Raw genomic sequence first — 24,327 nt, 5'->3', positions numbered from 1 at the left:
CTCACCCCTCGTGACCACTCCTGCGACGCCCGCCGATCCGTCCGAGCCCGCCGCGTCGACCGACCCTTCGGCTGCTCTCGAAGCGGTGCCGGCCCCCGATCGCCCCCTGCGGATCCTCATCGGCGCCGACACCTTCCTCCCCCACGTGAACGGCGCCGCGCGTTTCGCCGAGCGCCTCGCCGCCGGCCTCGTCGCTCGCGGCCACGACGTGCACGTCGCCGCCCCGAGCGTGGGCCACGGCAACGCCGGCACGGCGACCGAGGTCATCGAAGATCAGCCGATGACCATGCACCGGCTCCCGGCGTACCGCTTCCTCCCGCACGACTGGCTCACCTTCGTGCTGCCGTGGCGTTCGAAGCACTACGCCCGGATTCTGCTCGACGAGACCAAGCCCGACGTCGTGCACATCCAGTCGCACATCGTCATCGGCCGAGGCCTCGCCCGCGAGGCGCGCAAGCGCGGCATCCCCGTCATCGCGACCAACCACGTGATGGCCGAGAACATCCTCGACTTCACCACGCTCCCCGACTTCCTCGACCGCATCTTCGTCAAGCTCGCCTGGGCCGACGCCGAGCGCACGTTCAAGATGACGCGCGCGGTCACGACGCCCACGCGCAAGGCCGCGGACTTCCTCGAGTCGACGATCGACATCTCGGGGGTCATCCCGATCTCGTGCGGCATCGACCGGTCGAACTACCGCCCCGACCTCACCCCGCGCGACGCCAACCGCATCCTGTTCGTGGGGCGTCTCACGACCGAGAAGCACATCGACGTCGCCCTGAAGGCCCTCTCGCAGCTCGACCCCGCCCTCGACGTCACGTTCGACGTCGTCGGCGGTGGCGACCAGCGCGCCAAGCTCGAGACCCTCGCGCAGCAGCTCGGTGTCGCCTCGCGCGTGACGTTCCACGGCCATGCGTCGGAAGAAGACCTGCGCACGCTCTACTCGCGGGCCAGCGTCTTCGCCATCGCCTCGATCGCGGAGCTGCAGTCGATCGCGACGATGGAGGCCATGGCATCCGGTCTGCCGATCGTGGCGGCGAACGCGGTGGCGCTCCCGCACCTCGTCCACGAGGGCGAGAACGGCTACCTCTTCGAGCCGGGCAACGCCGACGAGCTCGCCGCGCGCCTGACCGATGTGCTCACGGCCGCGCCCGAGGAGCGCACGCGCATGCAGCAGGCGTCGCTCGACGCGGTCGCCGTGCACGACATCAACCGGACGCTCGACACCTTCGAGGCGCTGTACCGCGGTCGGCCGCTGCCGGAGTAACCCGTGCACGTCGTGATGTTCGCCGACCAGCACCTCGAGTCGCTCGGCGGCGCGCAGGTGTCGATGCGCTTGCAGAAACGCTTCCTCGAGCGCGCGGGACACGTGGTCACGGTCGTCGCGCCGCGCCCGCACCGCGAGAGCGCCGGCGACGCGGCCTACCTCGACCTTCCGTCGATCGCGATCACCCCCGACCGCGAGTACGCCCTCACCTGGCCGGGCGTCCGGACGGATCGATTCCTCGATGCCGAGATGGGTGCGCGACTTCGCGTCGACGTCGTGCACGTGCAGGCGGACTTCTGGGGGGCGTTCATCGGCCACCGGTACGCCGCGCGCCACGGACTGCCCGTCGTGCACACGATGCACAACCGCGTCGACGTGGGGATCGAGGGTACTGCGCCCTTCCCGCGGCTCGTACTGCGGGCGCTCAACGCCTGGGCGCGGCGGGTGCTGCCGGGGACCGCCGCCGCCCGCACCGGAGTTCGCGGGGGATCAGTCGACTCGAGCACGTCGCCCCGGGCTGACCGCGAAAGCGCGGGTCCATCGCGCGGACTGGCTGACGGATGGGCGTTCCTGCGACAGCTGGCCCGACTCTCGCGGGCGGTCACGGCGCCCTCGAGCCACTTCGCCCGCCGCCTCGAGGCGCACGGCGTCGCCGAGGCCGTCGACGTGATCTGGAACGGCATCGACGACGACGTGCTCGACGCCGCCCTGAGCGCCGAGGCGTCGGAACGCCGACCGGGCCGACCGCGTTTCATCTGGCTCGGGCGCATGAGTCCCGAGAAGCGTCTGCTGCCGTTCCTCGAAGCGGTCATCGCCTCGGGCATCGAGGCCGAGGTCGAGATCGTCGGCGGCGGGTCGCAGCTTCGTGCCGCGCGTCGCCTGGTCGAGCGGTCGTCGCCCGCGGCGTCCATCATCTTCGCGGGACGTCTGCCGTACACCGAGACGCTCCGCCGACTCGCCGACGCCGACGCGGTGGTGCAGACCTCGATCGGCTTCGAGACGCAGGGCATGACCGTGTTCGAAGCGGCCTCGCTCGGAACCCCGGCCGTGGTGAGCGACCCCGACATCGCGGCGGAACTGGGCTCGGGGGTGTGGGCGGTGGCGGATGCCACGGTCCCCGCCCTCGCCGAGGCGCTGCGCAGCGCGGCGGCCGACATCGTCGCGGGCACTCCGGCCGTGCCCGACCCGTCGATCGCGGAACGGTTCCGTCAGTCCTCGCGGACGGCGGCGATGGTCGGCGTGTACGCGCGCGCGGTCGCCGCGGGGCGCTGACTCGGCTTCGCCGACGCCGCGAGAACGACGGCGGGGGCTTCGGCGACGCGCCGGGGTGTCGGCATCCCGGAACGGCGTGTCTCTCGCGCCGCCCGCCGTCGTGGTCGCGGAGCGGCCGGCCGGCGGGAGCGGACGCGGCGCGGGTCGGTGGGGGTCCGGCCGTACCCGTCGGTGCGGACGAGCCACACCGTTCCGACGATGCCGGCGACGGCCAGGATGCCGAGAGCAATGAAGTAAGCCATGACCGAAAAGCTACGACTGGAGCAATCCGGCCACGAGTGGCATGATGGACGGCATCCGTCCGATTTCTGCCACACCGGAGGTTCCCATGCGATCGGTCGCCGTCGTCACCCAGCCGGGGTTCGCTCCGTTCGAGTTCGGTCTCGCGTGCGAGGCGTTCGGTCTCGACCGCAGCGATGACGGCATCCCCAACTTCGACTTCCGCATCGTGGCCCCCGACCCCGGTGTGGTCCCCTCGAACATCGGGTTCTCGATCAACGTCGAGCACGGTCTCGAGGCGGCTGCCGATGTCGACATCCTCGTGCTCGCGCCCATTCCCCGGGAGCAGTGGGATGCCGTCGACCCTCGCGTGATCGAGGTCGTCCGCGCGGCGCACGAGCGCGGCGCCTGGCTGTTGAGCGTCTGCAGCGGGTCGTTCGTGCTCGCGGCATCCGGTGTTCTGGACGGAAGACGCGCGACGACCCACTGGCGCTACGCCGACACTATGGCGCGCATGTATCCCCGCATCGAGGTCGACCCCGACGTGCTCTACGTGCAGGCGGGCAGCATCATCACCAGTGCCGGGACGGCGGCCGGGCTCGACGCCTGCCTGCACCTGCTGCGCCAAGAGCTCGGCTCCGAGCTCGCCAACCGCATCGCCCGCCGCATGGTCGTCGCGCCCCAACGTGACGGGGGGCAGGCTCAGTTCATCGCGTCGCCCATCCCGATCGACACCTCGCTCTCGCTCGCTCCGGTGACGGAGTGGATGCTGCAGAACCTGGATGCCGAGCTCTCGGTCGACCGGCTCGCCGCTCGCGCCCACATGTCGCCGCGCACCTTCGCTCGGCGGTTCAAGGCCGACCTGGGAGCCACGCCGGCGGCGTGGCTCGCGCGCCAGCGTCTGCTGCACGCCCAGCGACTGCTCGAAGAGACCGACCTCGGCCTGGACCGCATCGCGGCGGAGTGCGGGTTCGGGTCCGCGGCGGTGCTGCGACAGAACTTCGCCCGCACGATGGGACTGACCCCGACGGCCTACCGGGCGCGGTTCTCGTGCGCGGGGGAGGCGGCATCCGGCTCCGTCGAGGCGGCGACCGCCGAGCCCGTCCCGGCCTGAGCCGCGCCGCGCGCGGAGCCCCTCCCCGCCTGAGCCGCGCCGCGCGCGGAGCCGCGCCCCGCCCGGCCGCGGGGAGCCCGAGGCCCCGGCATCCATTGCTCTCCGCGCGACCCGATGCTAAACTTGAGTCAACGCAACTCAAGTTTGCGAACAGACTTTCAGGAGACCATATGAACGCCACACAACAGCCGGGGCAGGAGGACGCGCGCAGCACCCTCGAGCAGTTCGGCATCAACCTCACCGACCGGGCCCGTCAGGGCAAGCTCGACCCCGTCATCGGGCGCGACGGCGAGATCCGCCGCGTCAGCCAGGTGCTCACCCGGCGCACGAAGAACAACCCCGTGCTCATCGGCGAACCCGGCGTCGGCAAGACCGCCGTCGTCGAGGGCCTCGCCCAGCGCATCGTCGCGGGCGACGTCGCCGAGAGCCTCAAGGACAAAGAGCTTGTCTCGCTCGACATCTCGGCCCTGGTGGCCGGTGCGATGTACCGCGGGCAGTTCGAGGAGCGCCTCAAGAGCGTCCTCAAAGAGATCACCGAGTCCGACGGACGCATCATCACGTTCATCGACGAGCTGCACGTGCTCATGGGCGCGGGTGGCGGCGAGGGTTCGGTCGCGGCCTCGAACATGCTCAAGCCCATGCTCGCGCGCGGCGAGCTGCGCCTGATCGGTGCGACCACGCTCGACGAGTACCGCGAGTTCATCGAGAAGGACGCCGCTCTCGAGCGTCGCTTCCAGCAGGTGTACGTGGGCGAGCCCACGGTGGAGGACACCGTGGCGATCCTCCGCGGCCTCAAGGAGCGCTACGAAGCGCACCACAAGGTTGCGATCGCCGACGCGGCGCTGGTCGCCGCGGCATCCCTTTCCAACCGCTACATCCCCGCGCGTCAGCTGCCCGACAAGGCGATCGACCTGATCGACGAAGCCGCCTCGCGCCTGCGCATGGAGATCGACTCGGCGCCGCTCGAGATCGACGAGCTGCGTCGCCACGTCGACCGCCTCAAGCTCGAAGAGCTCGCGCTGAAGAAAGAGAAGGACGACGCGTCGAAGGAGCGCCTCGCCACGCTCCGCGAGACCCTCGCCGCCGAGCAGGCCAAGCTCGACGACCTGCAGGCGCGGTGGGAGCGCGAGCGCGCCTCGCTCAATCGCGTCGGCGACCTGAAGACCCGGCTGGATGCCGCTCGCGTCGACGCCGAGCGCGCGCAGCGCGAGGGCAACCTCGAGCGGGCGTCGCGACTGCTGTACGCCGAGATCCCGGCGCTGGAGCGCGAGCTCATGGTCGCCGAACGCGAAGAGCCCGCGGGCGACCGCATGGTCAACGACCAGGTCACCGACGAAGACATCGCGGCCGTCATCGCGGCGTGGACGGGCATTCCGGTGGGACGCCTGCTGCAGGGAGAGACCGAGAAGCTGCTCAACCTCGAGCGCGAGCTCGGCCGGCGCCTGATCGGACAGCGGGATGCCGTGAAGGCGGTGTCCGACGCCGTTCGTCGCTCGCGCGCGGGCATCAGCGACCCGCACCGACCGGTCGGATCGTTCCTGTTCCTCGGCCCGACCGGTGTCGGCAAGACCGAGCTCGCGAAGTCGCTCGCCGACTTCCTGTTCGACGACGAGCACGCCATGGTGCGCATCGACATGTCGGAGTACGGCGAGAAGCACTCCGTCTCGCGCCTGGTCGGTGCCCCTCCGGGGTACATCGGCTACGAGCAGGGCGGCCAGCTGACCGAGGCCGTGCGCCGTCGGCCCTACTCGGTGGTGCTGCTCGACGAGGTCGAGAAGGCGCACCCCGAGGTCTTCGACGTGCTGCTGCAGGTCATGGACGATGGTCGACTGACCGACGGCCAGGGCCGCACCGTGGACTTCACCAACGTCATCCTGGTGCTCACCTCGAACCTCGGCTCGCCCATCCTCATCGACCCGACCCTGTCGATGGACACCAAGCGCGAGCAGGTGCAGGCGCTCGTCCGTCAGGCCTTCAAGCCGGAGTTCGTGAACCGTCTCGACGACATCGTGATCTTCCAGGCCCTGAGCCAGGACGACCTCGCGCAGATCGTCGAGCTCGCCGTCGACGCGCTGCACAAGCGTCTTCGCGAGCGCCGGCTGAGCCTGGCGGTCACCCCCGACGCCCGGTCGTGGCTGTCCGAGCGCGGATACGACCCGGTGTACGGCGCCCGTCCGCTGCGGCGTCTCATCCAGACCGAGATCCAGAACCGCCTCGCAATGGCGATCTTGGCCGGCTCGGTGCGCGACGGAGACGTCGTGCGGGTCGACGTGGCCAGCGACGGTGACTCGCTCATGCTCGTGAGCACCGGTCCCGCAACGGAAGAACCCGGAGACGACGACGTGATCGAGGCCGAGATCGTCGAGTAGAACCCCGTCGGAAGAGGGGATGCCACCACGGCATCCCCTCTTCCGGCGTACCGGCCCCGTTAGCCTGGCGCCATGACGATCGCAACGGCCGACCTGTACGACGAGCGCGGCGACGAACTCGACTCGCTCTCTCTCCCCATGATCGACCTCGGCGGGCACGTCGCCTTCGACGGGCCGATCCGCACGGTCCGCTGCCACCGCGACAATGCGCTCGTCAAGAGAGTGCTCGCGACCCCCGGCGACGGAGCCGTGCTCGTGGTCGACGGCGGTGGTTCGCTCGAGTCGGCGCTCGTGGGCGACCTGATCGCCGCGTCCGCGGTCGACAACGGGTGGGCGGGGGTCATCGTGAATGGGGCGATCCGCGACCGCGCGGCGTTGGCCGAGCTACCCCTGGGCGTCAAGGCGCTCGGCTCGAACCCCCGCAAGAGCGCGAAGGACGGCGCGGGCGAGGTCGACGTGACGGTGACCATCGCGGGGGTCGTCTTCGCGCCGGGACGCCATGTGTGGGCGGATGCCGACGGGGTGCTCGTGGAGCGCTGAGCGCGCGTTCCGAGAGCCGACGCGTCCTACGCGAGAGTGACGGCGCGTCGGAGCAAGCTGCTCCGGGGCGGCCCGGGCACCTCTCCCACCCGTCGGGCCGGGCGCCCATGAGGAACGCCGCCCCGAGCGAGACACGACGCGCTGGCGCGTGCTCCCTCGGGACGGCGTTCTTCGAGCGGGATGCCGGGGCTCAGTCGTCGACGAGCAGCGACTCCTCGACCGTGCGGCGCTGGCGCGGGGCGAGCTCGCGCTGACGCAGGCCCTCTTCGGCCGCGTCGACGTCGCCGAGCGCGCCGACGGCGATCACGGTGACCGGGGTGAATCGCGCGTCGACGTCGAAGGCGGCGCGCAGGTCGTCGGCCACGAAGCCGCCCATCTGGTGGGTCGAGAGGCCCTCTGCGTGCGCCTGCACGGTGAAGTGCGCGGCGGCCTGCCCGCTGTCGTAGAGCGCCCAGGTGCGCGCTTCGCCGTCTTCGGTCTCGGTTTCGGCGAGGACCACGAGCAGGGCGCCGGCGTCGGGCGCCCAGGCCTGGTTGAAGCCCATGAGAGCCGAGACGACCTTCTCGTGGGCGGCGGTGCCGCGGCGCGCGACGATGAAGCGCCACGGCTGGAAGTTCATGCCCGAGGGGGCCCAGCGGGCGGCCTCGAGGGCGGAGCGCAGAGCGGCTTCGTCGATCGGCGTCTCGGGGTCGAAGACGCGGGTGCTCCAGCGCTCGGCGAGCACATCGAGGATGGGAGCGTCGGTGGGGGCGGTGCGGTCGAGCGTGAGAGACATGGGTTCTCCTGAGAACGGGGACTGATGCGGGACGCCGTTGACCCGCACCATTGAACGCCGCCGGTAGGCGACGTGTTCCCGTGTGAACTTATGCGTCTCTGATGAGGAGCCGACTCTCAGCCTGCGACGCCGGGTGATGGCGGTGTGCCGCGGGATCGGTCAGTCGTTCCAGGACGACGGTCCCGCGGTGCCCGCGGGGTACTCGTCGAGGGGCACCTCGTTCTTGCGCCACGCGTCGATGACGGGCTGCACAATGCGCCAGCACTGCTCGGCCGCGTCGCCGCGGACGGCGAGCATGGCGTCTCCGTCGAGGATGCCCGAGAGCACCTCGCCGTAGGCCTTGAGGGCGCCCTCGCCGAGGTGGGTCGACAGGTTCACCCGCTCCAGGTCGAGCGGATCGTCGGCGCCGTTGATGTTCAGGCCGAGGCTGATCGTGTCGGGGCCGAGCGAGAACACCATCTCGGAGGGCTCGCTCTCGCCGACGAAGCCGACGGGGAGGTGCCGCACGGGCTTGAACGCGACCGTGACGGCCGGGTCTCCCGCGCCGAGAGCCTTGCCGGACCGCAGCAGGATCGGAACCCCCTGCCAGCGAGCCGTGCGCACCTCGACGGTCATCTCGGCCAGGGTCTCGGTGCCCCGCGACGCGTCGACGCCCGGCTCGTCGACGTACGAGGGGAAGTGGCGGTCGCCCACATCGCCCGCGGTGTAGCGTGCGCGGCGGGAGTTCGCGACCGGGTTGTCGTCTTTGACGTGCGTCGCCCGCAGGACCGCCGAGGTCGCGTCGCGCAGGTCGAGTTGGTCGAGGGATGCCGGGGGCTCCATCGTGACGAACGCCATGACCTGCAGCAGGTGGCTCTGGATCATGTCGACCAGGGCGCCGGCGGCGTCGTAGTACCCGGCCCGGCCCTCGAGGCCGAGGGCCTCGGGGAAGTCGATGCGGATCGACGCGATGTCGTCGGCCGACCAGACGCTCTCGATGATGCGGTTCGCGAAGCGCGTTCCGAGCAGGTTCAGCACGGTCGAGCGGCCGAGGAAGTGGTCGATGCGGAAGACCTGGTCTTCGGGCACGAGGGTCGCCAGCTGCGTGTTGAGCGTGTGCGCGCTCGCCTCGTCGGTGCCGAACGGCTTCTCGAGGGCCAGGACCGTGCCCTCGGGGATGGTCACGTCGCTCAGCGCGAGGCAGGCCTTCTCGGTGACGGCCGGGGGCACCGCGAAATACAGCGCGGGGCGGCCCTCGGCGTCGTCGAGAAGCTTCTGCAGATCGTCGGCCTTCGTGATGTCGGCCTGCGAGTACGTCGTGTCGGAGACCGCGGCGAACGCGGAGTCGGCATCCATCGTCTGGAAGGCCTTGCGCACGACCTCGCGCCAGTGCTCGTCGGTCCAGTCCTCCATGCCCGCCCCGTGCAGGCGCACCGATCGCTTCGGTTCGCGCGAGAGCAGCTGGCCGAGGGCCGGGAGGAGCAGTCGAGAGGTGAGGTCGCCCGAAGCGCCCAGGATGATCAGGGTGGTGTCCGCCGCCATGGGGCCACCGTAGCGCTCGGTTGCGACATCGCCGTGCCGCTTGCAGCGGGCGCATGGATGCCACTAGCGCGATGTTCGGCCATGATGTCGGCGGCACCTGCCACAATCCGAGGGTGACGACTCCGATCGAGGACTACGCGGTCCTCAGCAACTGCCGATCCGCCGCCCTCGTCTCCTCCGCCGGGAGCGTCGACTGGTTGTGCCTGCCGCGGTACGACAGCGGATCGATGTTCGGTGCCCTGCTCGGCGACGAGTCCCACGGGGCGTGGTCGCTGCGGCCGGCCGATCCCGAGGCCACGGCGACCCGGCGCTACGACGGGGACACCTTCGTCCTCGTCACGCGATGGGAGACCGCGACGGGGGTCGCCGACGTCTACGACGCGATGCCGGTCGACGAGGGCGTCGAGGCGCTCATCCGCCGCGTGGTCGGGGTGTCGGGAGAGGTCGACTTCGTCAGCGAGGTGCGGCTCCGCTTCGATTACGCTCGCGCCGTGCCGTGGGTGCGCCAGGTGGGCCGCGGCGACGAGCACGCCATCCTGGCCGTCGCCGGACCCGACGCCGTCACCCTCCGGGGCCCCCGCCTCATCGCCGTCGACACCGCTCACCGCGGCCGATGGACGACGGTCGCGGGCACGAGCGTCGACTCGGTGCTGGCGTGGGGGCCGTCGTGGCAGGATCCGCCGGCGCCGTTCAACGTCGAGGCGGCGCTCGAGCGGACCCGCGAATGGTGGGCCGCGTGGGCCGACCGGGTGCAGTCGGCCGGTACGCACGCGGCACTCGTCACCCGCTCGCTCATGGTTCTCCGCGCCCTGACCCACTCCGAGACGGGCGGCATCGTCGCGGCGGCGACCACCTCGCTCCCCGAGGCGTTCGGCGGCTCGCGCAACTGGGACTACCGCTACGTCTGGCTGCGCGACGCCGCCCTCACCCTGAGCGCGTACATCGATCACGGGTACCTCGACGCGGCTCACCGCTGGCGCAATTGGCTCCTTCGGGCGATCGCGGGCGATCCGGCGGACGTGCAGATCATGTACGGCATCGCGGGCGAGCGCGATCTTCCCGAGCGCGAGATCTCCGGTCTTCCCGGCTACGGGGGCGCGGCCCCCGTGCGCATCGGCAACGGCGCGGTCGATCAGTACCAGGCCGACGTCATCGGCGAGGTCATGGTGGCCCTCGAGGCGGCTCGTGACGCCGGCGTCGAAGAGACGACGTTCTCGTGGGCCCTGCAGCGTGCGCTCCTCGATCAACTGGCCGGCGAGGTCGATCGCCCCGATCTCGGCATCTGGGAGATGCGCGGCGACCCGCACTTCTTCACGCACTCGCGGGCGATGGTGTGGGCGGCGTTCGACCGCGGCATCCGGGCCGTCGAAGAGGGCGGGCTCGATGGTGACGTCGAGACCTGGCGCACCCTGCGCGACCGGGTCCGGGCCGAGATCGATGCGCGCGGCGTGCACGCCGGCGGGTGGTTCACCCAGCACTTCGACACCGACGAGGTCGACGCCTCGCTGCTCGTGCTGCCCCAGGTGGGCTTCTGCGCCTACGACGACCCGCGCATGCTCGCCACCGTGGCGCGCATGGAAGAGACGCTCATGCCCGACGGCTGGCTCTTGCGGTACCGGACAACGGGTGTCGACGGTCTCACCGGCGACGAGCACCCCTTCCTCGCCTGCTCGTTCTGGCTGGTCGGCCAGTACGCCCACAGCGGGCGCCGCGACGAGGCCCTCGCTCTCATGCAGCGGCTGACCGCCGTCGCCAACGATCTCGGCCTGCTGTCCGAGGAGTACGACCCGACGACCGGTCGACAGGCCGGGAACACCCCGCAGGCGCTCTCGCACCTCGCTCTGGTCGGTGCCGCCGACGCCCTCGACGCCACGGCGCCCACTCGCGAGGACTGAGTCGGGCCGGTCGCGCCGACCCGGGCCTAGAGTCAACGCATGGACGACGACGTCGAGCTGCACCGCCTGCGCGAGCGCGTGTACGGGGCCGAGGGGGCCACGGCGACGCCCGACATGATCGAGCGCCTCGCCGAGCTCGAGGAACGCGCGCGTCGCTCTGCCGTCCCCGTCACGGTCGCGGCACCTGCCCCCGTCGGAGCGCTCGATCCCACGCGGCCCTCGTCCCCCGTCGGCCCACGGGCCGACCCCTCGACGGCCTCTGACGCCTACGCCCTCTCCGAGCCCGGCACGTCGGAGCCGGACGGCGACGTGGACCGCACCCGCGCCACGATCCCGGATGCCACGGCCTCGCCGCCGCGTCGCCTCCTCCGCATCATCGCGACCGTCGTCGGCGCCCTCGTCGTGCTCGGGATCGGCATCGCGATCGGGGCGAGCACGGCACCGACCGTGGCGGCGACCCCCGACCCCGCAGCGGCGGCCCTTCCCGAACTGACGTTCCCGCAGACGGTCGAGGACGTCATCTCGGCCGAGATCCTGCGCGACAGCGGGATCGACGCCGGGAGCACGCGCTACATCGCCACGGTCAGCGACTTCCGCATCTACCTCGCCCAACCCGACGACGGGGACGGGCGCTGCATCGTGACGTTCACGTCCACCGACAACCGTCCGTGGTCGGCCGGGTGCGCGAGCGGAGCGCAGGAGGGAGCCGCGATCTTCGGTGTCGACGAGAGTCTGACCGTCGCGATCGGCGACCCCGACGGTTCCGACGTCACCGGCATCCCGATCCGTCTGTCACCGAGCGTCACGGCCTACGTGGCGCAATAGCGAAGGAGGACATCATGTTCCGTGCCGATGGCGCGTTTTCGGGGTTCGCGGTCGACGACCTCGAGGCCGCTCACCGCTTCTACGCGGACACCCTCGGACTCCGGGTGGAGGTGCTCGAGGGGTCGGGGTTCCTCACGCTCCATCTGGGGTCCGGAGGGCGCGTCCTCGTCTACGGCAAGCCGCGCCACGAGCCCGCGTCGTTCACCGTGCTCAACTTCCCGGTGGCCGACGTCGAGGCGGCCGTCGACGATCTGCGCTCGCGCGGCGTCGACACGAAGATCTACGACGACGCCGACTTCCCCACCGATTCCCGCGGGATCATGCGCGAGGGCGGTCCGCTGATCGCGTGGTTCCGCGACCCGGCGGGCAACGTGCTCGCCGTCCTCGACGAGTGACCGGGTTCACCCGACCGGTGTGAGCCGGCTTCCGTCGGCCGAGAGGGTGAAGGACGCTCTGCGGTAGTCGTCGCTGAGTCCGAACGAGACGTCCGGAACCCCCACGCTCTCGCTGAACGTGGGGCTCTCGATATCGCCGTCGCTCGTGCGCCTGATGGACACCGGCGTGCCTTCGATCGGGAGGCCGCTCTGGTCCGAGGCCTCCTGAAGGGCGGGCCACACCCGGTCGAGTGCGAGGTCGCTCCACGAGAACTGCTCCTCGGCGACACGGGGCTGGCTCAGCGCGGCTCCCTCGTGGGTGACACGCCCCGCGCGGAAGTTCCACTCGTCGGTCGCCTGTTCCCCGGCGCGGATCGGGGCGTCGACGATCACGGCATCCGGGGTCACGACGATCGAGACCACCTGATCGTGGCCGATCTCGGCCTGCAAGGCGCGCTTCGCCGTCTGCAGGGAGTCGGGGGTGCGCATGTCGGCGCTCCAGCGGCCGTCCTGCCACGCGGCGACCGTGAGGGCGATGCCGTCGCGATAGGGCAGCAGGACCACGGTCGCGGCCACGATCGTGGCCATCGCGAACAGGGCCAGGCGCCACGGCCGCCCGCGACGACCCACGCCGAGCAGGGGGCCGCTCCGGCGTCCGTTGCGGACGCGGGTTCCCATTTCGATCGGCCGCAGCGCGACCGCCGATCGGGCCGGCACGACGAGTCGCTCCCGCTCGGTGGGGGAGAGCTCGCCGTCGGCGAAGACGACCTCGGGGCCGCCGTCGAGCAGGATCACGACATCGCGCTCGAGGCCCGGCTGATACGCGGCGAGTTCGATGAGAGGGACGATCCGACGGAGGGTGGTCGCCCACGCCCCGCCGTCGAGGGCGATCACGGTGACGTCGATCTCGCACACCGGCTGGTCGTTGACGAGGGTGCCGGTCTGGCGGACCCCGTCGATGCGGGCGCGACCGAGACGGCGAGCGTCGCGGGCCGCGGTGACCGCCGCCGGCGAGGGGAGCGCGGGAGACAGGGACTTCGCGACGCTGACGAGCACGGTCGAGATGATGAAGACCGCGAGAGCGATTCCGAAGATCCCGAAACCCGTTTCCTGATCCCCGAGGGCGGCTACCGCGAGACCGCCGAGGACGGCTCCGAGCGCGAGGAAAGCGAGCAGGCGCAGCATGTCATCGAGCCTAACGATGCCTCTTCACGACGACGAAAAGGGCGGGTGGATGCCGAAGCCGCAGCATCCACCCGCCCGCCGACCGGACCCGAACCGGTCAGCCCCGCAGAGCCTCGCCGAGCTTGACGCGCGCCCCCATGCGCAGCAGCGAGTTGCGGTAGATGCGCGCGGCGACACCGATCGCGAGCACGCACGAGGCGAGCAGCACGAGGAGCGAGAGCACGGGCTCCCACCACTGCGCGTCGCCGAGGTACATGCGCAGCGGCATCCCCACCGGAGCCGAGAACGGCACGTACGACATGATCGTCAGCACGACGGGGTTGTCGTTGAAGAAGATCACGAGGAAGTACGGCGCCATGATCAGCATGGTGATCGGGGTGGTCGTCGCCCCGATGTCCTCCTGGCGCGAGACCATCGCCGCGGCCGCGGCGAACAGCGCCGCGAGAAGGACGAAGCCGAACAGGAAGAAGATCGCGAACCACGCGATCGGGGCGCCGAGAGCGTCGAGCACCCCGGCCTGACCGGTGACGGACAGTCCCACGACCGCGACGGCGGCGAGCAGAACGATCTGGGCCATCGCGAGGATCGTGTTGCCGAGCACCTTGCCCGCGAGCAGGGCCCGCACGGGGATCGCCGAGATGAGGATCTCGACCACGCGCGTCTGCTTCTCTTCCACCACGCTCTGCGCGATCGTCCCGCCGAAGGTCGTCGCCGCGATAAGAAAGACGATGCCGAAGGCCAGCGCGATGAAGTACCGCAGCACGTCGGCGGCGTTCGACCCGGGCTCGAGGCGGTCCACCGGCGGGGTGTCGCTCAGCATCTGCAGGAGCGTCGAGGGGACGCTGTCCTTCACCACGACGGTGAAGTCGAACGCCGACTCCGACGATCCCGAGACCAGGGCGGCATCCACCGTCCCGTCCGCCACGAGGGCGCGCGCGGCGTCGTCGCTGTCGGCGACCGTCACTTCGAGGCCGTCGAGACCCGACACATCGCTCTGCGTCTGCGAGGTGACGGCGACCGGGATGCCGCTGGCGCTGGCGTTCGAGGCGGTGAAACCGCCCCAGAGCACCGACGCGAGGGCGGCGACGATGAGGATCGCGGTCGAGATGACGAAGGCCTTGCTGCGCAGCTTCGAGCCGATCTCGCGCTCGGCGACCAGCCAGATGCTGTGCAGTTCTCCCGGCGCGCGGTGGGGTGCCGCCTTCGTCGACGAGGGGGGAGGGGTGATGGTCGGAGTGCTCACTGGATGACCTCCTTGAAGATCTCGGCCAGGGTGGGGCGCTGAGGAGAGAAGCTGGCGACGTCGCCGCGGCCGACCGCGTCGCGCAGCACGCGCTGGGCGGTGAGGTCGTCGTCGGCGTCGAAGAGGGCGTATCCGCCGTCGAAGTCGATCACCTGCACCCCGGGCTCGTCGCGCAGCCACCCGGTGTCGCCGCGCGAGACCAGCTCGTAGCGGTGGGTCGCGTGCTCGGCGCGGAGACCTTCGCGGCTTCCCTTCGCGCGGATCGTGCCGTCGGCGATGATGACGAGGTCGTCGCAGAGGCGCTCGACGACGTCGAGCTGGTGCGACGAGAACAGCACGGCCGCGCCGTCGGCGGCCTTCTCCTGGAGCACGCCGGCCACCACGTCGACCGCGAGCGGGTCGAGACCCGAGAAGGGCTCGTCGAGGATCAGCACCTCGGGCTCGTGCACGAGCGAGGCGGCGATCTGCGCGCGCTGCTGGTTGCCGAGCGAGAGCGTTTCGATGAGATCGCCGAGGCGCTCGCCGAGGCCCAGGCGCTCGAGGAGCGTCGTCGCCTTGCGGGTCGCCTCCGCCTTGCCGAAGCCGTGCAACCGAGCGAGGTAGGCGATGTGCTCGGCCACCTTCATCTTCGGGTACAGCCCGCGCTCCTCGGGCATGTAGCCGAAGCGGCGCCGGTCGGCGGTGGTGACCGCCGCGCCGTTCAATTCGACGGTGCCCGCGTCCTTGCCGAGCACGCCCAGCGCGATGCGCATCGTCGTGGTCTTTCCCGCGCCGTTGCCGCCGACGAAGCCCGTGAGGCGCCCGGGGGCGACGTCGAAGCCCACGCCGTCGAGCACGCGGCGTCCGCCGTAGCTCTTGGTGATGCCGTCCAGATGGAGCACGATCCATCCCTTCTTCTCGATGTCTCCCACGCTAGGGATAGGGATGCCGCGCCACCTCCGCCGTGGGGCGGTTCGTGGCTCCACCGTGAGGGGGAGGGGGTGCGCCCCGCCACCGCCCCGCCGAGCTCGCCCGCGTCCGTCGAGATGACCCGGGATGCCGCCGAACGGTCGGCGAGCTCGCGGATCGCGGGTCATCTCGGCGCGGGAGCGCCGCTCGATAGCGCCGCCGGTCAGGCCAGGCCGTGCCGGTGTGCCAGCACCACGGCCTGCACGCGGTCGCGCGCGCCGAGCTTCTGCAGCACGTTCGACACGTGCGTCTTCACCGTCGCCTCGCCGATGAACAGGCGCGCCGCGATCTCGGCGTTGCTGAGCGCCTCGGCGACGAGGGAGAGCACCTCGCTCTCGCGCTCGGTCAGCGGCTCGCTCATCTTCAGCGGTTCGACGGTGGCGGAGGGAGGGGATGCCGGCACCTCGGCGTCACGCGTTGCGAAACGCTCGATGACCCGGCGGGTGACCTCGGGGGCGAGCAGAGCATCGCCGGATCCGACGATCCGGACGGCCGACACCAGCTCCTCCGGCCCCGCGTTCTTGAGCAGGAATCCGCTGGCCCCGGCGGCCAGCGCCGCGAAGAGGTAGTCGTCGCGGTCGAAGGTCGTGACGATGAGGACGGCCGCCTCCGACGCGGGGTCGGCGGTCAGCTGCCGGGTCGCTTCGAGGCCGTCCATGTCGGGCATCTGCACGTCCATGCAGATGACATCGGGTCGCAGACGGGCCGCGGCGGCGAGGGCCTCGACACCGGATGCCGCCTCACCCACCACGTCGATGTCGGGCTCGAGCGACAGGATCGTCCGGAACCCCGCCCGCATCATGGCATGGTCGTCGACCAGCAGAACGCGCAGCTCAGACATTCGCCACCTCCGCCGCAGCGAGGGGCACACGCGCCCGCACGAGGTATCCGCCGCGTGAGCGCGGCCCGATCTCGATCGTCCCGCCCGAGACGGCGGCGCGCTCGCGCATGCCGAGCTGACCGAGGCCCGGGGTTGCGGAACCGCTGCGCCCGGTGTTCGAGATCTCGAGCTCGACGGCATCCGATTCGAACCGAAGGCGCACGTCGGCGGTGGCGTCGGGACCCGCGTGGCGGCGGGCGTTCGTCAACGCCTCTTGGGCGATGCGGTAGAGGTTGACCTGCACGAGGGGTGGCGGGTCGCACGCGGGTTGGCCGACGAGGGTGAAGGTCGTCGGAAGCCCTGCGGCGGTGGCGTCATCGACCAGCGACGGGATCGACGTCAGGCCATGGGTGGTGGGGGCGGTGTCGGGGGCGCTGTCCGACCCCGGGGCGCGCAGCGTCTCGAGCAGCTGGCGCAGCTCGTGAAGAGAGGTGCGCGCCGAGCTCTCGACGCTCGAGAGCGTCTCTCGAGCGGCGTCGGGGTCGCGGGTCAGGAGCGAGCGGGCGACGCCCGCCTGAACGCCCATCAGTGACACGTGATGGGCGACCACGTCGTGCAGCTCGCGCGCGATGCGCACGCGGTCGAGGGCCACGGCCTGCGCCGCGGTCACTTCGCGCTCGGACTCGAGCTCCGCCGTGCGCTCCTCGAGGGCCGCGCGCTCGCGCATCTGCTGGTAGGAGCGGTCGCCGAAGTAGTAGGCGCCCCCGAAGAACAGAGCGTTCACCCCGATGGTGAGCAGTTGGTACGCGACGAAGGGCGAGAACGACCCCGCCCGAGAGAAGGCCCCCTCGACCTCTTCGCCGACGGGGAGCGTGGCCTGCTGGAACATGACGACGAACAACCACGCGAACATGCCCACGATGAGGGCGATGCGCACGATCGTCGCGCGCCGGCGGTTCGTCTCCCACGCGCCCACCGTGTACAGCGCGATGAACATGGCGATGTTGCCGGCATAGAGCTCGGGGATGCGGAAGGTTACGGCGAGGAAGTACGCGAAGGTCACGATGACCGCCGCCACCGACGGCCACCGTCGGCGGAACGCCAGCGGGATCGCGAGTACGGCGACGTAGCCGAGCGCCACGGCGAGAGAGCCCTGCTGGTCGCCGTAGATGCCCGATATCGACGACAGCACCGCACTCAGCACGCCCCCGAGGAACAACACGACCGCGAGCACGATGTCGTTGCGCTGTTGCGCGCGCGTGAGTCGTGGCATCCCTCCACGCTAGAGCGGACCGCCGACACCTGCATCCCCCGCGAGGCGGAGTCAAGAGGAGGGGGAATACAGGTTCGATCGTGATGCTTGCACGTGAATGAGTTCGGGCGCCCGGCGCCCCCGTCGTCCAGAAAGAGGATCATCGTGACCGACTACACGATCGGCTACATCGTCGGCAGCATCTCCAGCACCTCGATCAACCGCCGTCTGGCGAAGGCGCTCGAGAAGGTCTCCCCCGAGGGCGTGACGCTGAAGGAGGTCCCGATCAAGGACCTGCCCTTCTACTCGCCCGACTACGACGGCGACTTCCCCCAGGTCGCGCGCGACTTCAAGAAGGCCATCGAAGACACCGACGCCATGTTCGTCGTGACCCCCGAGTACAGCCGCTCGATCCCGGGCGTGCTCAAGAACGCCCTCGACTGGTCTGCCCGCCCCTACGGCGAGGCCTCGTTCACCGACAAGCCCACCGCCGTCATCGGCACCTCGCAGGGTGGCATCGCCACCGCGGCCGGCCAGCAGCACCTGCGCGCCGTGCTCCTGCACTACAACGCGCTCGTCCTCGGTCAGCCCGAGGGCTACATTCAGTCGACCCCCGGCCTGTTCGAAGAGGACGGCACCGTCACCGACGAGGGCACGGCCGCGTTCCTGCGCTCGATCATCGAGGCGCTCGTGACCCTCGCGAAGCGCACCGCTCCCGCCGAGGTCCCCGCCGTCTGAGGCGCCTTTCGCGACGGGGTCGGGGGTTTGCCCTCGGCCCCGTCCTCGCGCGCGCCGGGTTCCCGCTCGAAGGACCGGCCCTACCCCTCCGACTCTCCGTCGAAATCGCGAGCCAGCGCCTCGGCCTTGCGTCGGAGCAGCGCCGCCTCGCGCTCGTTGCGCGTGAGCCCGGCGGCGGCGAGCAGCTCCGCGCGCGCCTCGGCCGATCGCCCCAGGCGCGACAGCAGCTCACCCCGCACCGACGGGATGAGGTGCGACCCCTTCAGCGTCCCGGTCGCCGAGAGCGCGTCGACGGCCGCGAGGCCTTCGAGGGCACCGGATGCCATGGCCACCGCGACCGCGCGATTGAGCGCCACGACCGGATTGGCTCCGAGCCGACCGAGCGCGTCGTAGAGCTGCACGATGCGCGGCCAATCCGTGTTGTCGACACTCGGGGCCTCGGCGTGACACAGGGCGATCGAGGCCTGCAGCTGGTACGGCCCGGCGTTTCGGCCGAGGGTTTCGGCGCGTTCGAGAAGCATCCGGCCGCGCGCGATCGCCGACCGGTCCCAGCGCCGACGGTCCTGGTCGGCCAACAGCACGGCATCGCCGTTCGCATCGACGCGGGCGGCGAAGCGCGACGCCTGCAGCTCCATGAGCGCCGACAGCCCGAGCACTTCCGGCTCGCGGGGGAGCAGACGACCGAGCACGCGCCCCAGCCGCACGGCCTCGTGCGCGAGCTCGGTGCGCAGCACCGCGTCACCGGTGCTCGCGGCGTAGCCCTCGGTGAAGATCAGGTAGATCACCGCCAGCACGGCGGTCCGTCGAGCGGGCCACTCAGACGGCTCGGGCACCTCGAACGGCACCCCGGCCGCGCTCAACGCTTTCTTGGCGCGCACGATCCGCTGCTGCATGGTGGGGACCGGTACGAGGAAGAGGCGTGCGATCGCCTCGGTGTCGAGACCGCCGACGACCTTGAGGGTCAGCGCGACCTGCGCGTCGCGGGCGAGCACCGGGTGGCACGCCGTGAACACCAGGCGCAGCACGTCGTCGTCGATGGGCTGCCACACGGCATCCGCCACCTCGTCGAGATCGGCGCCGATGAGCTCGTACTTCTCGCCGCGCACCCGCTCGCGACGCCACCCGTCGATCGCGCGGCGCTTCGCGACAGCGGTGAGCCAGGCCCCGGGGTTGTGCGGCACGCCCTCGCGGGGCCACTGCGCCAGGGCCTCGAGCAGAGCGTCGTGCGCAAGGTCTTCGGCGGTGGGCAGATCACCGACCACGCGCGCGAGCGTCGCGACGATGCGGGCGCCTTCGATGCGCCAGATCGCCGCGACGCGTCGCGAGAGGTCGTCGGTCACGTCGGGTCAGCGCGCGGCCTGCTCCTCGCGCCAGCCCTCTTCCTTCTGGATGTACTCGTTGTCGGCGAATGCCGCGAAGTCGGTCTCGTCGGTCACGCGGCGCACCTCGAGCGTGTTGCCCGCGATGAGAGGCGCGCGTCGCGCCCATTCGACGGCCTCGTCCTTGCTGGAGACCTCGATGATCCAGAAGCCGTTGAACAGCTCATGGGTCTCGCCGTAGGGGCCGTCGGTGACGACCGGCTCCTCACCGCCGAACTCGACGACGAAGTTCTTGCTCATGTCTTCGGCGAGGCCGTCGCCGGCGACGAGCACCCCCGCGTTGACCATGGACTCGTTGTACGCGCCCATCTCGTTGATGACCTGCTCGAACGGGATCTTCTTGTACTCCGCGTACGCCTCGTCGGTGCCGCGCATGATCAGCATGTACTTCATCGTCGTCCTCTCTCGTCGGTGCTCCGGGGAACCGTTCCCCTACTATCGCGTCGAACGGGCAACGAAGGAATCGACAGGGTGCGGAAAAAAGTTTCCGGATGCCGCTGAGCCGGCGTTCAGCCGAAGATCATCGGCAGGTCGTCCTCGTCGTCGGCGCCCGAGAGGTCGAGGTCGGCGACGACGGGCACGTGGTCGCTGGGGACCTCGCCCTTGCGCTCGTTGCGATGGATCTCGGCGCCGTGCACCGCGTCGGCGAACGCCCGCGAGCCGAGGATGAAGTCGATGCGCAGGCCCTCGTTGCGGGGGAAGCGCAGCTGCTTGTAGTCCCAGTAGGTGTAGCCGGTGGGGATCAGCGGACGCACGACGTCGGTGAGACCCGCGGTCTCGAAGGCGCGGAACGCCTCGCGCTCGGGCGGGGAGACGTGGGTGGTCGCGCCCTCGACGACCGTGGGGTCGCCGTTGTCGTCGTCGGTCGGGGCGATGTTGAAGTCGCCGGTCAGCGCGAGCGGCAGATCGGGGCTCTTCTCGAGGGTGTCGGCCGTGTACTGGCGCAGCTTGTCGAGCCAGTCGAGCTTGTAGACGTAGTGCGGGTCGTCGAGCCCGCGCCCGTTGGGCACGTAGAGGCTCCACACGCGCACGCCGTTGACGGTCGCGCCGATCGCGCGCGCCTCTTGCGGCAGGTCGGGGCCCTCTTTGCCCTTCTCGAACCCGGGCATGCCGGGGAAGCCGATCTCGACGTCCTCGAGGGGCTCACGGCTCGCGATGGCGACGCCGTTCCACTGATTCAGGCCGTGCGCGGCGACGTGGTACCCGGCCTCTTCGAACGCCGCGTACGGGAACTGCTCCGTCTTGCACTTGATCTCCTGCATCGCCAGCACGTCGATGTGCTCGCGCACGCAGAACTCGACGGTGCGGGTGACGCGGGCACGGATGGAGTTGACGTTCCAGGTGGCCAGGCGCATGGCATCCAGCCTACTTTCGGCCGCCGACATCGGCGGCCAGGGTGACCCCGGCGTTATCCGTATGGAGCACTAAACTCGGGGCCGTGACCACCGCCTCCACGCCCGAGCTCGAAGCCGACCGTCAGGCCCTCATCGGCCTCATCAAGGACGAGGCGGTGTTCCACGGCGACTTCACCCTCTCGAGCGGCAAGAAGGCGACGTACTACGTCGACATGCGCAAGCTCACCCTCGACCACCGCGCCGCTCCCGCGATCGGCCGGTTGGTGCTCGACCTGGTGAAAGACCTCGACGGCGTCGTCGCCGTCGGCGGACTCACGCTCGGCGCCGACCCCATCGCCAACTCCGTCATGCACGAGTCGGTGCACGCCGGTCGCCCGCTCGACGCGTTCGTCGTGCGCAAGGAGCCCAAGGACCACGGCCGCGGCCGCCAGATCGAGGGCGCCGATGTGAAGGGCAAGCGCGTCGTCGTCGTCGAAGACACCTCGACCACGGGCCAGTCGGCGCTCAAGGCCGTCGAGGCCCTGCGCCGCGAGGGCGCCGAGGTCGTCGCCGTCGCGGTCGTCGTCGACCGCAAGACCGGCGCTCAGGCCGCGATCGAGGCCGAGGGCCTGCAGTGGCTGGGGTCGATCGACCTCGACGACCTGGGCCTCGCCCCGCAGTAGGCCCGCCGCGTCACCAAAACAGGCTGGTGCGCTGGGAACAGGCCGATTCCGCGCGAATCGTCCTGTCGCGGTGACACCCCCTGTTCTCGTGACGATCAGGGGGTGGATGCCGACCCCTCGCCGCCCCGAACGGCGCGACAGCCGTGCTCAGGGCGCGTCGTCTCCCGGCCCATCGAACGGGTCGCGACGACCGCTGCCGCCGCGACGCGAACGGCGCCACTGCACGATGAAGGCGACGAGTGTTCCCGCCGTGATGACGAAGGCGACGATCAGCCAGAGAGTGCGGTCGTCCATGATGTGGTCTCCTCGGGCTCAGAGTCCCGCTTCGAGGCCCGCTTCGCCGTCGGCGAGATCGGTCTCGACGGGTTCGGCGCGCACGAGTTCGGCGACCGAGCCCAGGATCTCGTCGGGGCGGAACGGGTAGCGCTCGATCTCGCGCTGGTCGCTGATGCCGGTCATCACGAGCACCGTGTGCAGGCCCGCCTCGATGCCGGCGACGATGTCGGTGTCCATGCGGTCGCCGATCATGCCGGTGTTCTCGCTGTGGGCGCCGATGCGGTTGAGGGCGGAGCGGAACATCATCGGGTTGGGCTTGCCGACGATGTAGGGCTCCTTGCCCGTGGCCTTGGTGATCAGGGCCGCGATGGCTCCGGTGGCGGGCAGCACTCCCTCGGTCGAGGGGCCCGTGGCATCCGGATTCGTCGCGATGAACCGCGCGCCCCCGCGGATGAAGCGGATCGCCTTCGTGATCGCTTCGAACGAGTAGTTGCGGGTCTCGCCCACGACGACGTAGTCGGGGGTGGTCTCGGTCATGATGAAGCCCGCCTCGTGCAGGGCGGTGGTGAGCCCCGCCTCGCCGATGACGAAGGCGGAGCCACCGGGCATCTGCGACTTCAGGAAGTCGGCCGTGGCGAGCGCCGACGTCCAGATCGACGACTCGGGGACGACGAGCCCCGAGGCCCGCAGACGGGCGCTGAGGTCGCGCGGGGTGTAGATCGAGTTGTTCGTCAGCACGAGGAACGGCGTGCCCTCGGAGCGCCACTGCGCGAGCAGCTCGGATGCTCCGGCGATGGGCGTGTTCTCATGGACGAGAACGCCGTCCATATCGGTCAGCCAGCACTCGATGTCGCCTCGGGTCCGCATGGGGCCCAGCCTAGACCCGGCCACCGACACGCTCCCAGGGGTGATTTCCCCGTGAACGAGCGCGGGCGGGCCCGACCGGAGTCGTGGCCCGCCCGTCCGCGGAAGCCGACTTACTTGAAAGTGTCCTTCACGTTCTCGCCGGCCTTCTTGGCGTCGGCCTTGACCTGGTCGGCCTTGCCTTCGGCGGCGAGCTTGTCGTTGTCGGTCGCGTTGCCGATCGCTTCCTTCGCCTTGCCCACGATGTCCTGAGCGGCGTTCTTGATCTTGTCGTCGAGACCCATGATCTGACTCCTTCTTGTCGTGTCGGCGTCGGCGGCGGGAGTATCTCGTCGCGACGGAGCAGGTTGCTCACAGAGGAGACGCACCCCGAGCGGGATTCGTCACGCGAGGTCGCGAAAAAATTTTCATCGGGCGGTATTCCGTCTGCGGAATGCACCCGTGACGGACGGGCTCGATCTCGTTAGGGTCGAAGGGTGACGCGAACCGAGTGGGACCCCGAGAACCTCCCGAACCTCTCCGGGCGGTCCTATCTGGTCACCGGCGCCACGCGCGGGCTCGGCTTCTTCGCCTGCGAGCAGCTCGCCGGCGCCGGAGCCCATGTGCTGCTGACGGGGCGCAATCCCAACAAGATGTCCGCGGCCAAGGCCGCGATCAAGCGATCGACTCCGGATGCCAGCATCGAGACGCTGCTGCTCGACACCAGCAACATGGGCTCGGTGCGAGCCGCCGCTGCCACGGCCCGTGCACGCGGGCGCCTCGACGGTCTGCTGCTGAACGCGGGCATCGTCCACCCGCCCAAGGAGCGCGAGACCGCCGGCGGCCACGAGTTGGTGTTCGCGACCAACGTGCTCGGGCACTTCGCGCTCGCCGGCGAGCTGCTCAAGCCCCTGGCCGCCGCGCGTGGGCGCATGGTGTGGGTCGGCAGCATGTCGACCTCGCTGTGGCGCCACGTCCCCACCGACCCCGAACTGCGTGAGGGTTATTCGCCGTGGCGCGCGTACGTGCAGTCGAAGGCGGCGACGACCGCTCTGGCGCTCGAGGCGCAGAAGCGCCTGATGGCTCACGGCGTCCCGGTCGAGAGCCTCGTCGCGCACCCCGGGTACTCGACGAGCGGCCGGACCCGCGGAGTGCGCGGGGTCAACGAGCCGAGTCGTCTCACCCGCTTCCTCGACAACCTGCAGGCCCCGATCACGCAGTCCAAAGAGCAGGGAGCCTGGGCGCTCGTCCGCGCGCTCGTCGACCCTTTCGCCGAGGGCGGCTCGATGTACGGACCGGCGCTGGTCGCGCGGGGCGCACCGCGGGTGGCGACCCCCGCTCGTCGGACGCGCGGCGGAGAGCTCGGCGCCGACCTGTGGCGCGCGTGCGAGACGGCGACGCACGTGCGGTGGCCGTTCGATCGGGCTCGACGCGCGGCATCCTGAATCCGGGTCT

Annotated in this window: 25 protein-coding genes; 11 read left to right on the top strand and 14 right to left on the bottom strand. The window is 70.5% G+C overall.

Annotation, left to right across the window (positions count from 1 at the left end):
* Positions 1-85 precede the first annotated feature (85 nt).
* Both AB6V31_RS01435 and AB6V31_RS01430 read left to right on the top strand, forming a co-directional pair.
* Complete coding sequence (locus tag AB6V31_RS01435; RefSeq protein WP_369364115.1) at positions 86-1,267, top strand: glycosyltransferase; 1,182 nt, start codon at positions 86-88, stop codon at positions 1,265-1,267.
* Positions 1,268-1,270: 3 nt separating this feature from the next.
* Complete coding sequence (locus tag AB6V31_RS01430) at positions 1,271-2,539, top strand: glycosyltransferase (protein ID WP_369363589.1); 1,269 nt, start codon at positions 1,271-1,273, stop codon at positions 2,537-2,539.
* Here the strand turns inward: AB6V31_RS01430 and AB6V31_RS01425 are convergent.
* Positions 2,476-2,781, bottom strand: coding sequence for a hypothetical protein (locus AB6V31_RS01425; protein ID WP_369363587.1), 306 nt, complete (start codon positions 2,779-2,781; stop codon positions 2,476-2,478). The genes AB6V31_RS01430 and AB6V31_RS01425 overlap by 64 nt on opposite strands.
* Before the next feature lie 86 nt (positions 2,782-2,867).
* Between AB6V31_RS01425 and AB6V31_RS01420 the strand changes: the two genes are divergently transcribed.
* The 3 genes from AB6V31_RS01420 (at position 2,868) to rraA (ending at position 6,781) form a co-directional block, all read left to right on the top strand.
* Entirely contained in the window at positions 2,868-3,872 is a 1,005-nt protein-coding gene (locus AB6V31_RS01420; protein ID WP_056224707.1) for a GlxA family transcriptional regulator, read from the top strand.
* A 170-nt stretch (positions 3,873-4,042) separates the two neighbouring features.
* The gene (locus tag AB6V31_RS01415; RefSeq protein ID WP_369363585.1) at positions 4,043-6,241 is read left to right on the top strand and encodes an ATP-dependent Clp protease ATP-binding subunit; all 2,199 of its coding nucleotides are present in this window, start codon (positions 4,043-4,045) and stop codon (positions 6,239-6,241) included.
* A gap of 72 nt (positions 6,242-6,313) precedes the next feature.
* On the top strand, positions 6,314-6,781 hold the full coding sequence (gene rraA, locus AB6V31_RS01410) for a ribonuclease E activity regulator RraA (RefSeq protein WP_369363583.1): 468 nt from the start codon (positions 6,314-6,316) through the stop codon (positions 6,779-6,781).
* A gap of 190 nt (positions 6,782-6,971) precedes the next feature.
* On the opposite strand, the gene AB6V31_RS01405 is transcribed toward rraA, so the two are convergent.
* Both AB6V31_RS01405 and AB6V31_RS01400 read right to left on the bottom strand, forming a co-directional pair.
* The gene (locus AB6V31_RS01405) at positions 6,972-7,556 is read right to left on the bottom strand and encodes a nitroreductase family protein (RefSeq protein WP_369363582.1); all 585 of its coding nucleotides are present in this window, start codon (positions 7,554-7,556) and stop codon (positions 6,972-6,974) included.
* A gap of 159 nt (positions 7,557-7,715) precedes the next feature.
* Complete coding sequence (locus AB6V31_RS01400) at positions 7,716-9,077, bottom strand: glucose-6-phosphate dehydrogenase (RefSeq protein ID WP_369363580.1); 1,362 nt, start codon at positions 9,075-9,077, stop codon at positions 7,716-7,718.
* Positions 9,078-9,190: 113 nt separating this feature from the next.
* On the opposite strand from AB6V31_RS01400, the gene AB6V31_RS01395 reads away from it, so the two are divergent.
* Genes AB6V31_RS01395 through AB6V31_RS01385 form a run of 3 tightly spaced genes read left to right on the top strand, consistent with a single transcriptional unit; the run spans position 9,191 to position 12,192 of the window.
* On the top strand, positions 9,191-10,972 hold the full coding sequence (locus AB6V31_RS01395; RefSeq protein WP_369363578.1) for a glycoside hydrolase family 15 protein: 1,782 nt from the start codon (positions 9,191-9,193) through the stop codon (positions 10,970-10,972).
* 39 nt (positions 10,973-11,011) lie between these two features.
* Positions 11,012-11,797: a hypothetical protein gene (locus AB6V31_RS01390; protein ID WP_369363576.1), complete on the top strand. Its 786-nt coding sequence runs from the start codon at positions 11,012-11,014 to the stop codon at positions 11,795-11,797.
* Between the two features lie 14 nt (positions 11,798-11,811).
* Positions 11,812-12,192 (top strand): VOC family protein, encoded by a 381-nt coding sequence (locus AB6V31_RS01385; protein WP_074694638.1) that lies wholly within the window; start codon positions 11,812-11,814, stop codon positions 12,190-12,192.
* Positions 12,193-12,198: 6 nt separating this feature from the next.
* Here AB6V31_RS01385 and AB6V31_RS01380 read toward each other — a convergent pair whose 3' ends face one another.
* The 5 genes from AB6V31_RS01380 to AB6V31_RS01360 form a co-directional block, all read right to left on the bottom strand.
* A complete protein-coding gene (locus AB6V31_RS01380) occupies positions 12,199-13,356 on the bottom strand; it encodes a hypothetical protein (RefSeq protein WP_369363574.1) in 1,158 nt (385 codons plus the stop codon).
* A 97-nt stretch (positions 13,357-13,453) separates the two neighbouring features.
* The gene (locus AB6V31_RS01375) at positions 13,454-14,530 is read right to left on the bottom strand and encodes an ABC transporter permease (RefSeq protein WP_369364113.1); all 1,077 of its coding nucleotides are present in this window, start codon (positions 14,528-14,530) and stop codon (positions 13,454-13,456) included.
* 65 nt (positions 14,531-14,595) lie between these two features.
* Positions 14,596-15,480: an ABC transporter ATP-binding protein gene (locus AB6V31_RS01370; protein WP_074694814.1), complete on the bottom strand. Its 885-nt coding sequence runs from the start codon at positions 15,478-15,480 to the stop codon at positions 14,596-14,598.
* A gap of 230 nt (positions 15,481-15,710) precedes the next feature.
* Positions 15,711-16,388 carry a response regulator transcription factor gene (locus tag AB6V31_RS01365; RefSeq protein WP_056224692.1) on the bottom strand — a complete coding sequence of 226 codons (678 nt, stop codon included), beginning with the start codon at positions 16,386-16,388 and terminating at the stop codon, positions 15,711-15,713.
* Positions 16,381-17,640 carry a sensor histidine kinase gene (locus AB6V31_RS01360; RefSeq protein ID WP_056224690.1) on the bottom strand — a complete coding sequence of 420 codons (1,260 nt, stop codon included), beginning with the start codon at positions 17,638-17,640 and terminating at the stop codon, positions 16,381-16,383. The genes AB6V31_RS01365 and AB6V31_RS01360 overlap by 8 nt, the downstream gene beginning before the upstream one ends.
* Positions 17,641-17,784: 144 nt before the next feature.
* On the opposite strand from AB6V31_RS01360, the gene AB6V31_RS01355 reads away from it, so the two are divergent.
* Entirely contained in the window at positions 17,785-18,357 is a 573-nt protein-coding gene (locus tag AB6V31_RS01355; RefSeq protein ID WP_369363571.1) for an NADPH-dependent FMN reductase, read from the top strand.
* Between the two features lie 80 nt (positions 18,358-18,437).
* Here the strand turns inward: AB6V31_RS01355 and AB6V31_RS01350 are convergent, their stop codons facing one another.
* From AB6V31_RS01350 to AB6V31_RS01340, 3 genes are all read right to left on the bottom strand, one after another.
* Complete coding sequence (locus tag AB6V31_RS01350) at positions 18,438-19,697, bottom strand: RNA polymerase sigma factor (RefSeq protein ID WP_369363570.1); 1,260 nt, start codon at positions 19,695-19,697, stop codon at positions 18,438-18,440.
* A gap of 6 nt (positions 19,698-19,703) precedes the next feature.
* On the bottom strand, positions 19,704-20,129 hold the full coding sequence (locus tag AB6V31_RS01345; RefSeq protein ID WP_056224684.1) for a YciI family protein: 426 nt from the start codon (positions 20,127-20,129) through the stop codon (positions 19,704-19,706).
* A 116-nt stretch (positions 20,130-20,245) separates the two neighbouring features.
* A complete protein-coding gene (locus AB6V31_RS01340; RefSeq protein WP_369363567.1) occupies positions 20,246-21,091 on the bottom strand; it encodes an exodeoxyribonuclease III in 846 nt (281 codons plus the stop codon).
* 83 nt (positions 21,092-21,174) lie between these two features.
* Between AB6V31_RS01340 and pyrE the strand changes: the two genes are divergently transcribed.
* On the top strand, positions 21,175-21,753 hold the full coding sequence (gene pyrE, locus AB6V31_RS01335; RefSeq protein ID WP_268102615.1) for an orotate phosphoribosyltransferase: 579 nt from the start codon (positions 21,175-21,177) through the stop codon (positions 21,751-21,753).
* A 147-nt stretch (positions 21,754-21,900) separates the two neighbouring features.
* On the opposite strand, the gene AB6V31_RS01330 is transcribed toward pyrE, so the two are convergent.
* The 3 genes from AB6V31_RS01330 to AB6V31_RS01320 form a co-directional block, all read right to left on the bottom strand.
* Positions 21,901-22,047, bottom strand: coding sequence for a hypothetical protein (locus tag AB6V31_RS01330; RefSeq protein ID WP_176786312.1), 147 nt, complete (start codon positions 22,045-22,047; stop codon positions 21,901-21,903).
* An 18-nt stretch (positions 22,048-22,065) separates the two neighbouring features.
* Complete coding sequence (locus tag AB6V31_RS01325) at positions 22,066-22,896, bottom strand: HAD-IIA family hydrolase (RefSeq protein WP_268102614.1); 831 nt, start codon at positions 22,894-22,896, stop codon at positions 22,066-22,068.
* A 110-nt stretch (positions 22,897-23,006) separates the two neighbouring features.
* Positions 23,007-23,177, bottom strand: a complete 171-nt coding sequence (locus tag AB6V31_RS01320) for a CsbD family protein (RefSeq protein ID WP_055832729.1) — start codon at positions 23,175-23,177, stop codon at positions 23,007-23,009.
* Between the two features lie 192 nt (positions 23,178-23,369).
* On the opposite strand from AB6V31_RS01320, the gene AB6V31_RS01315 reads away from it, so the two are divergent.
* Positions 23,370-24,317 carry an SDR family NAD(P)-dependent oxidoreductase gene (locus tag AB6V31_RS01315; RefSeq protein WP_295843891.1) on the top strand — a complete coding sequence of 316 codons (948 nt, stop codon included), beginning with the start codon at positions 23,370-23,372 and terminating at the stop codon, positions 24,315-24,317.
* Positions 24,318-24,327: the final 10 nt, after the last annotated feature.

It is taken from the genome of Microbacterium sp. 16-032, assembly GCF_041079455.1.
Lineage (GTDB): Bacteria > Actinomycetota > Actinomycetes > Actinomycetales > Microbacteriaceae > Microbacterium > Microbacterium testaceum_A.
This window is presented reverse-complemented; position numbering and strand designations above follow the sequence as displayed.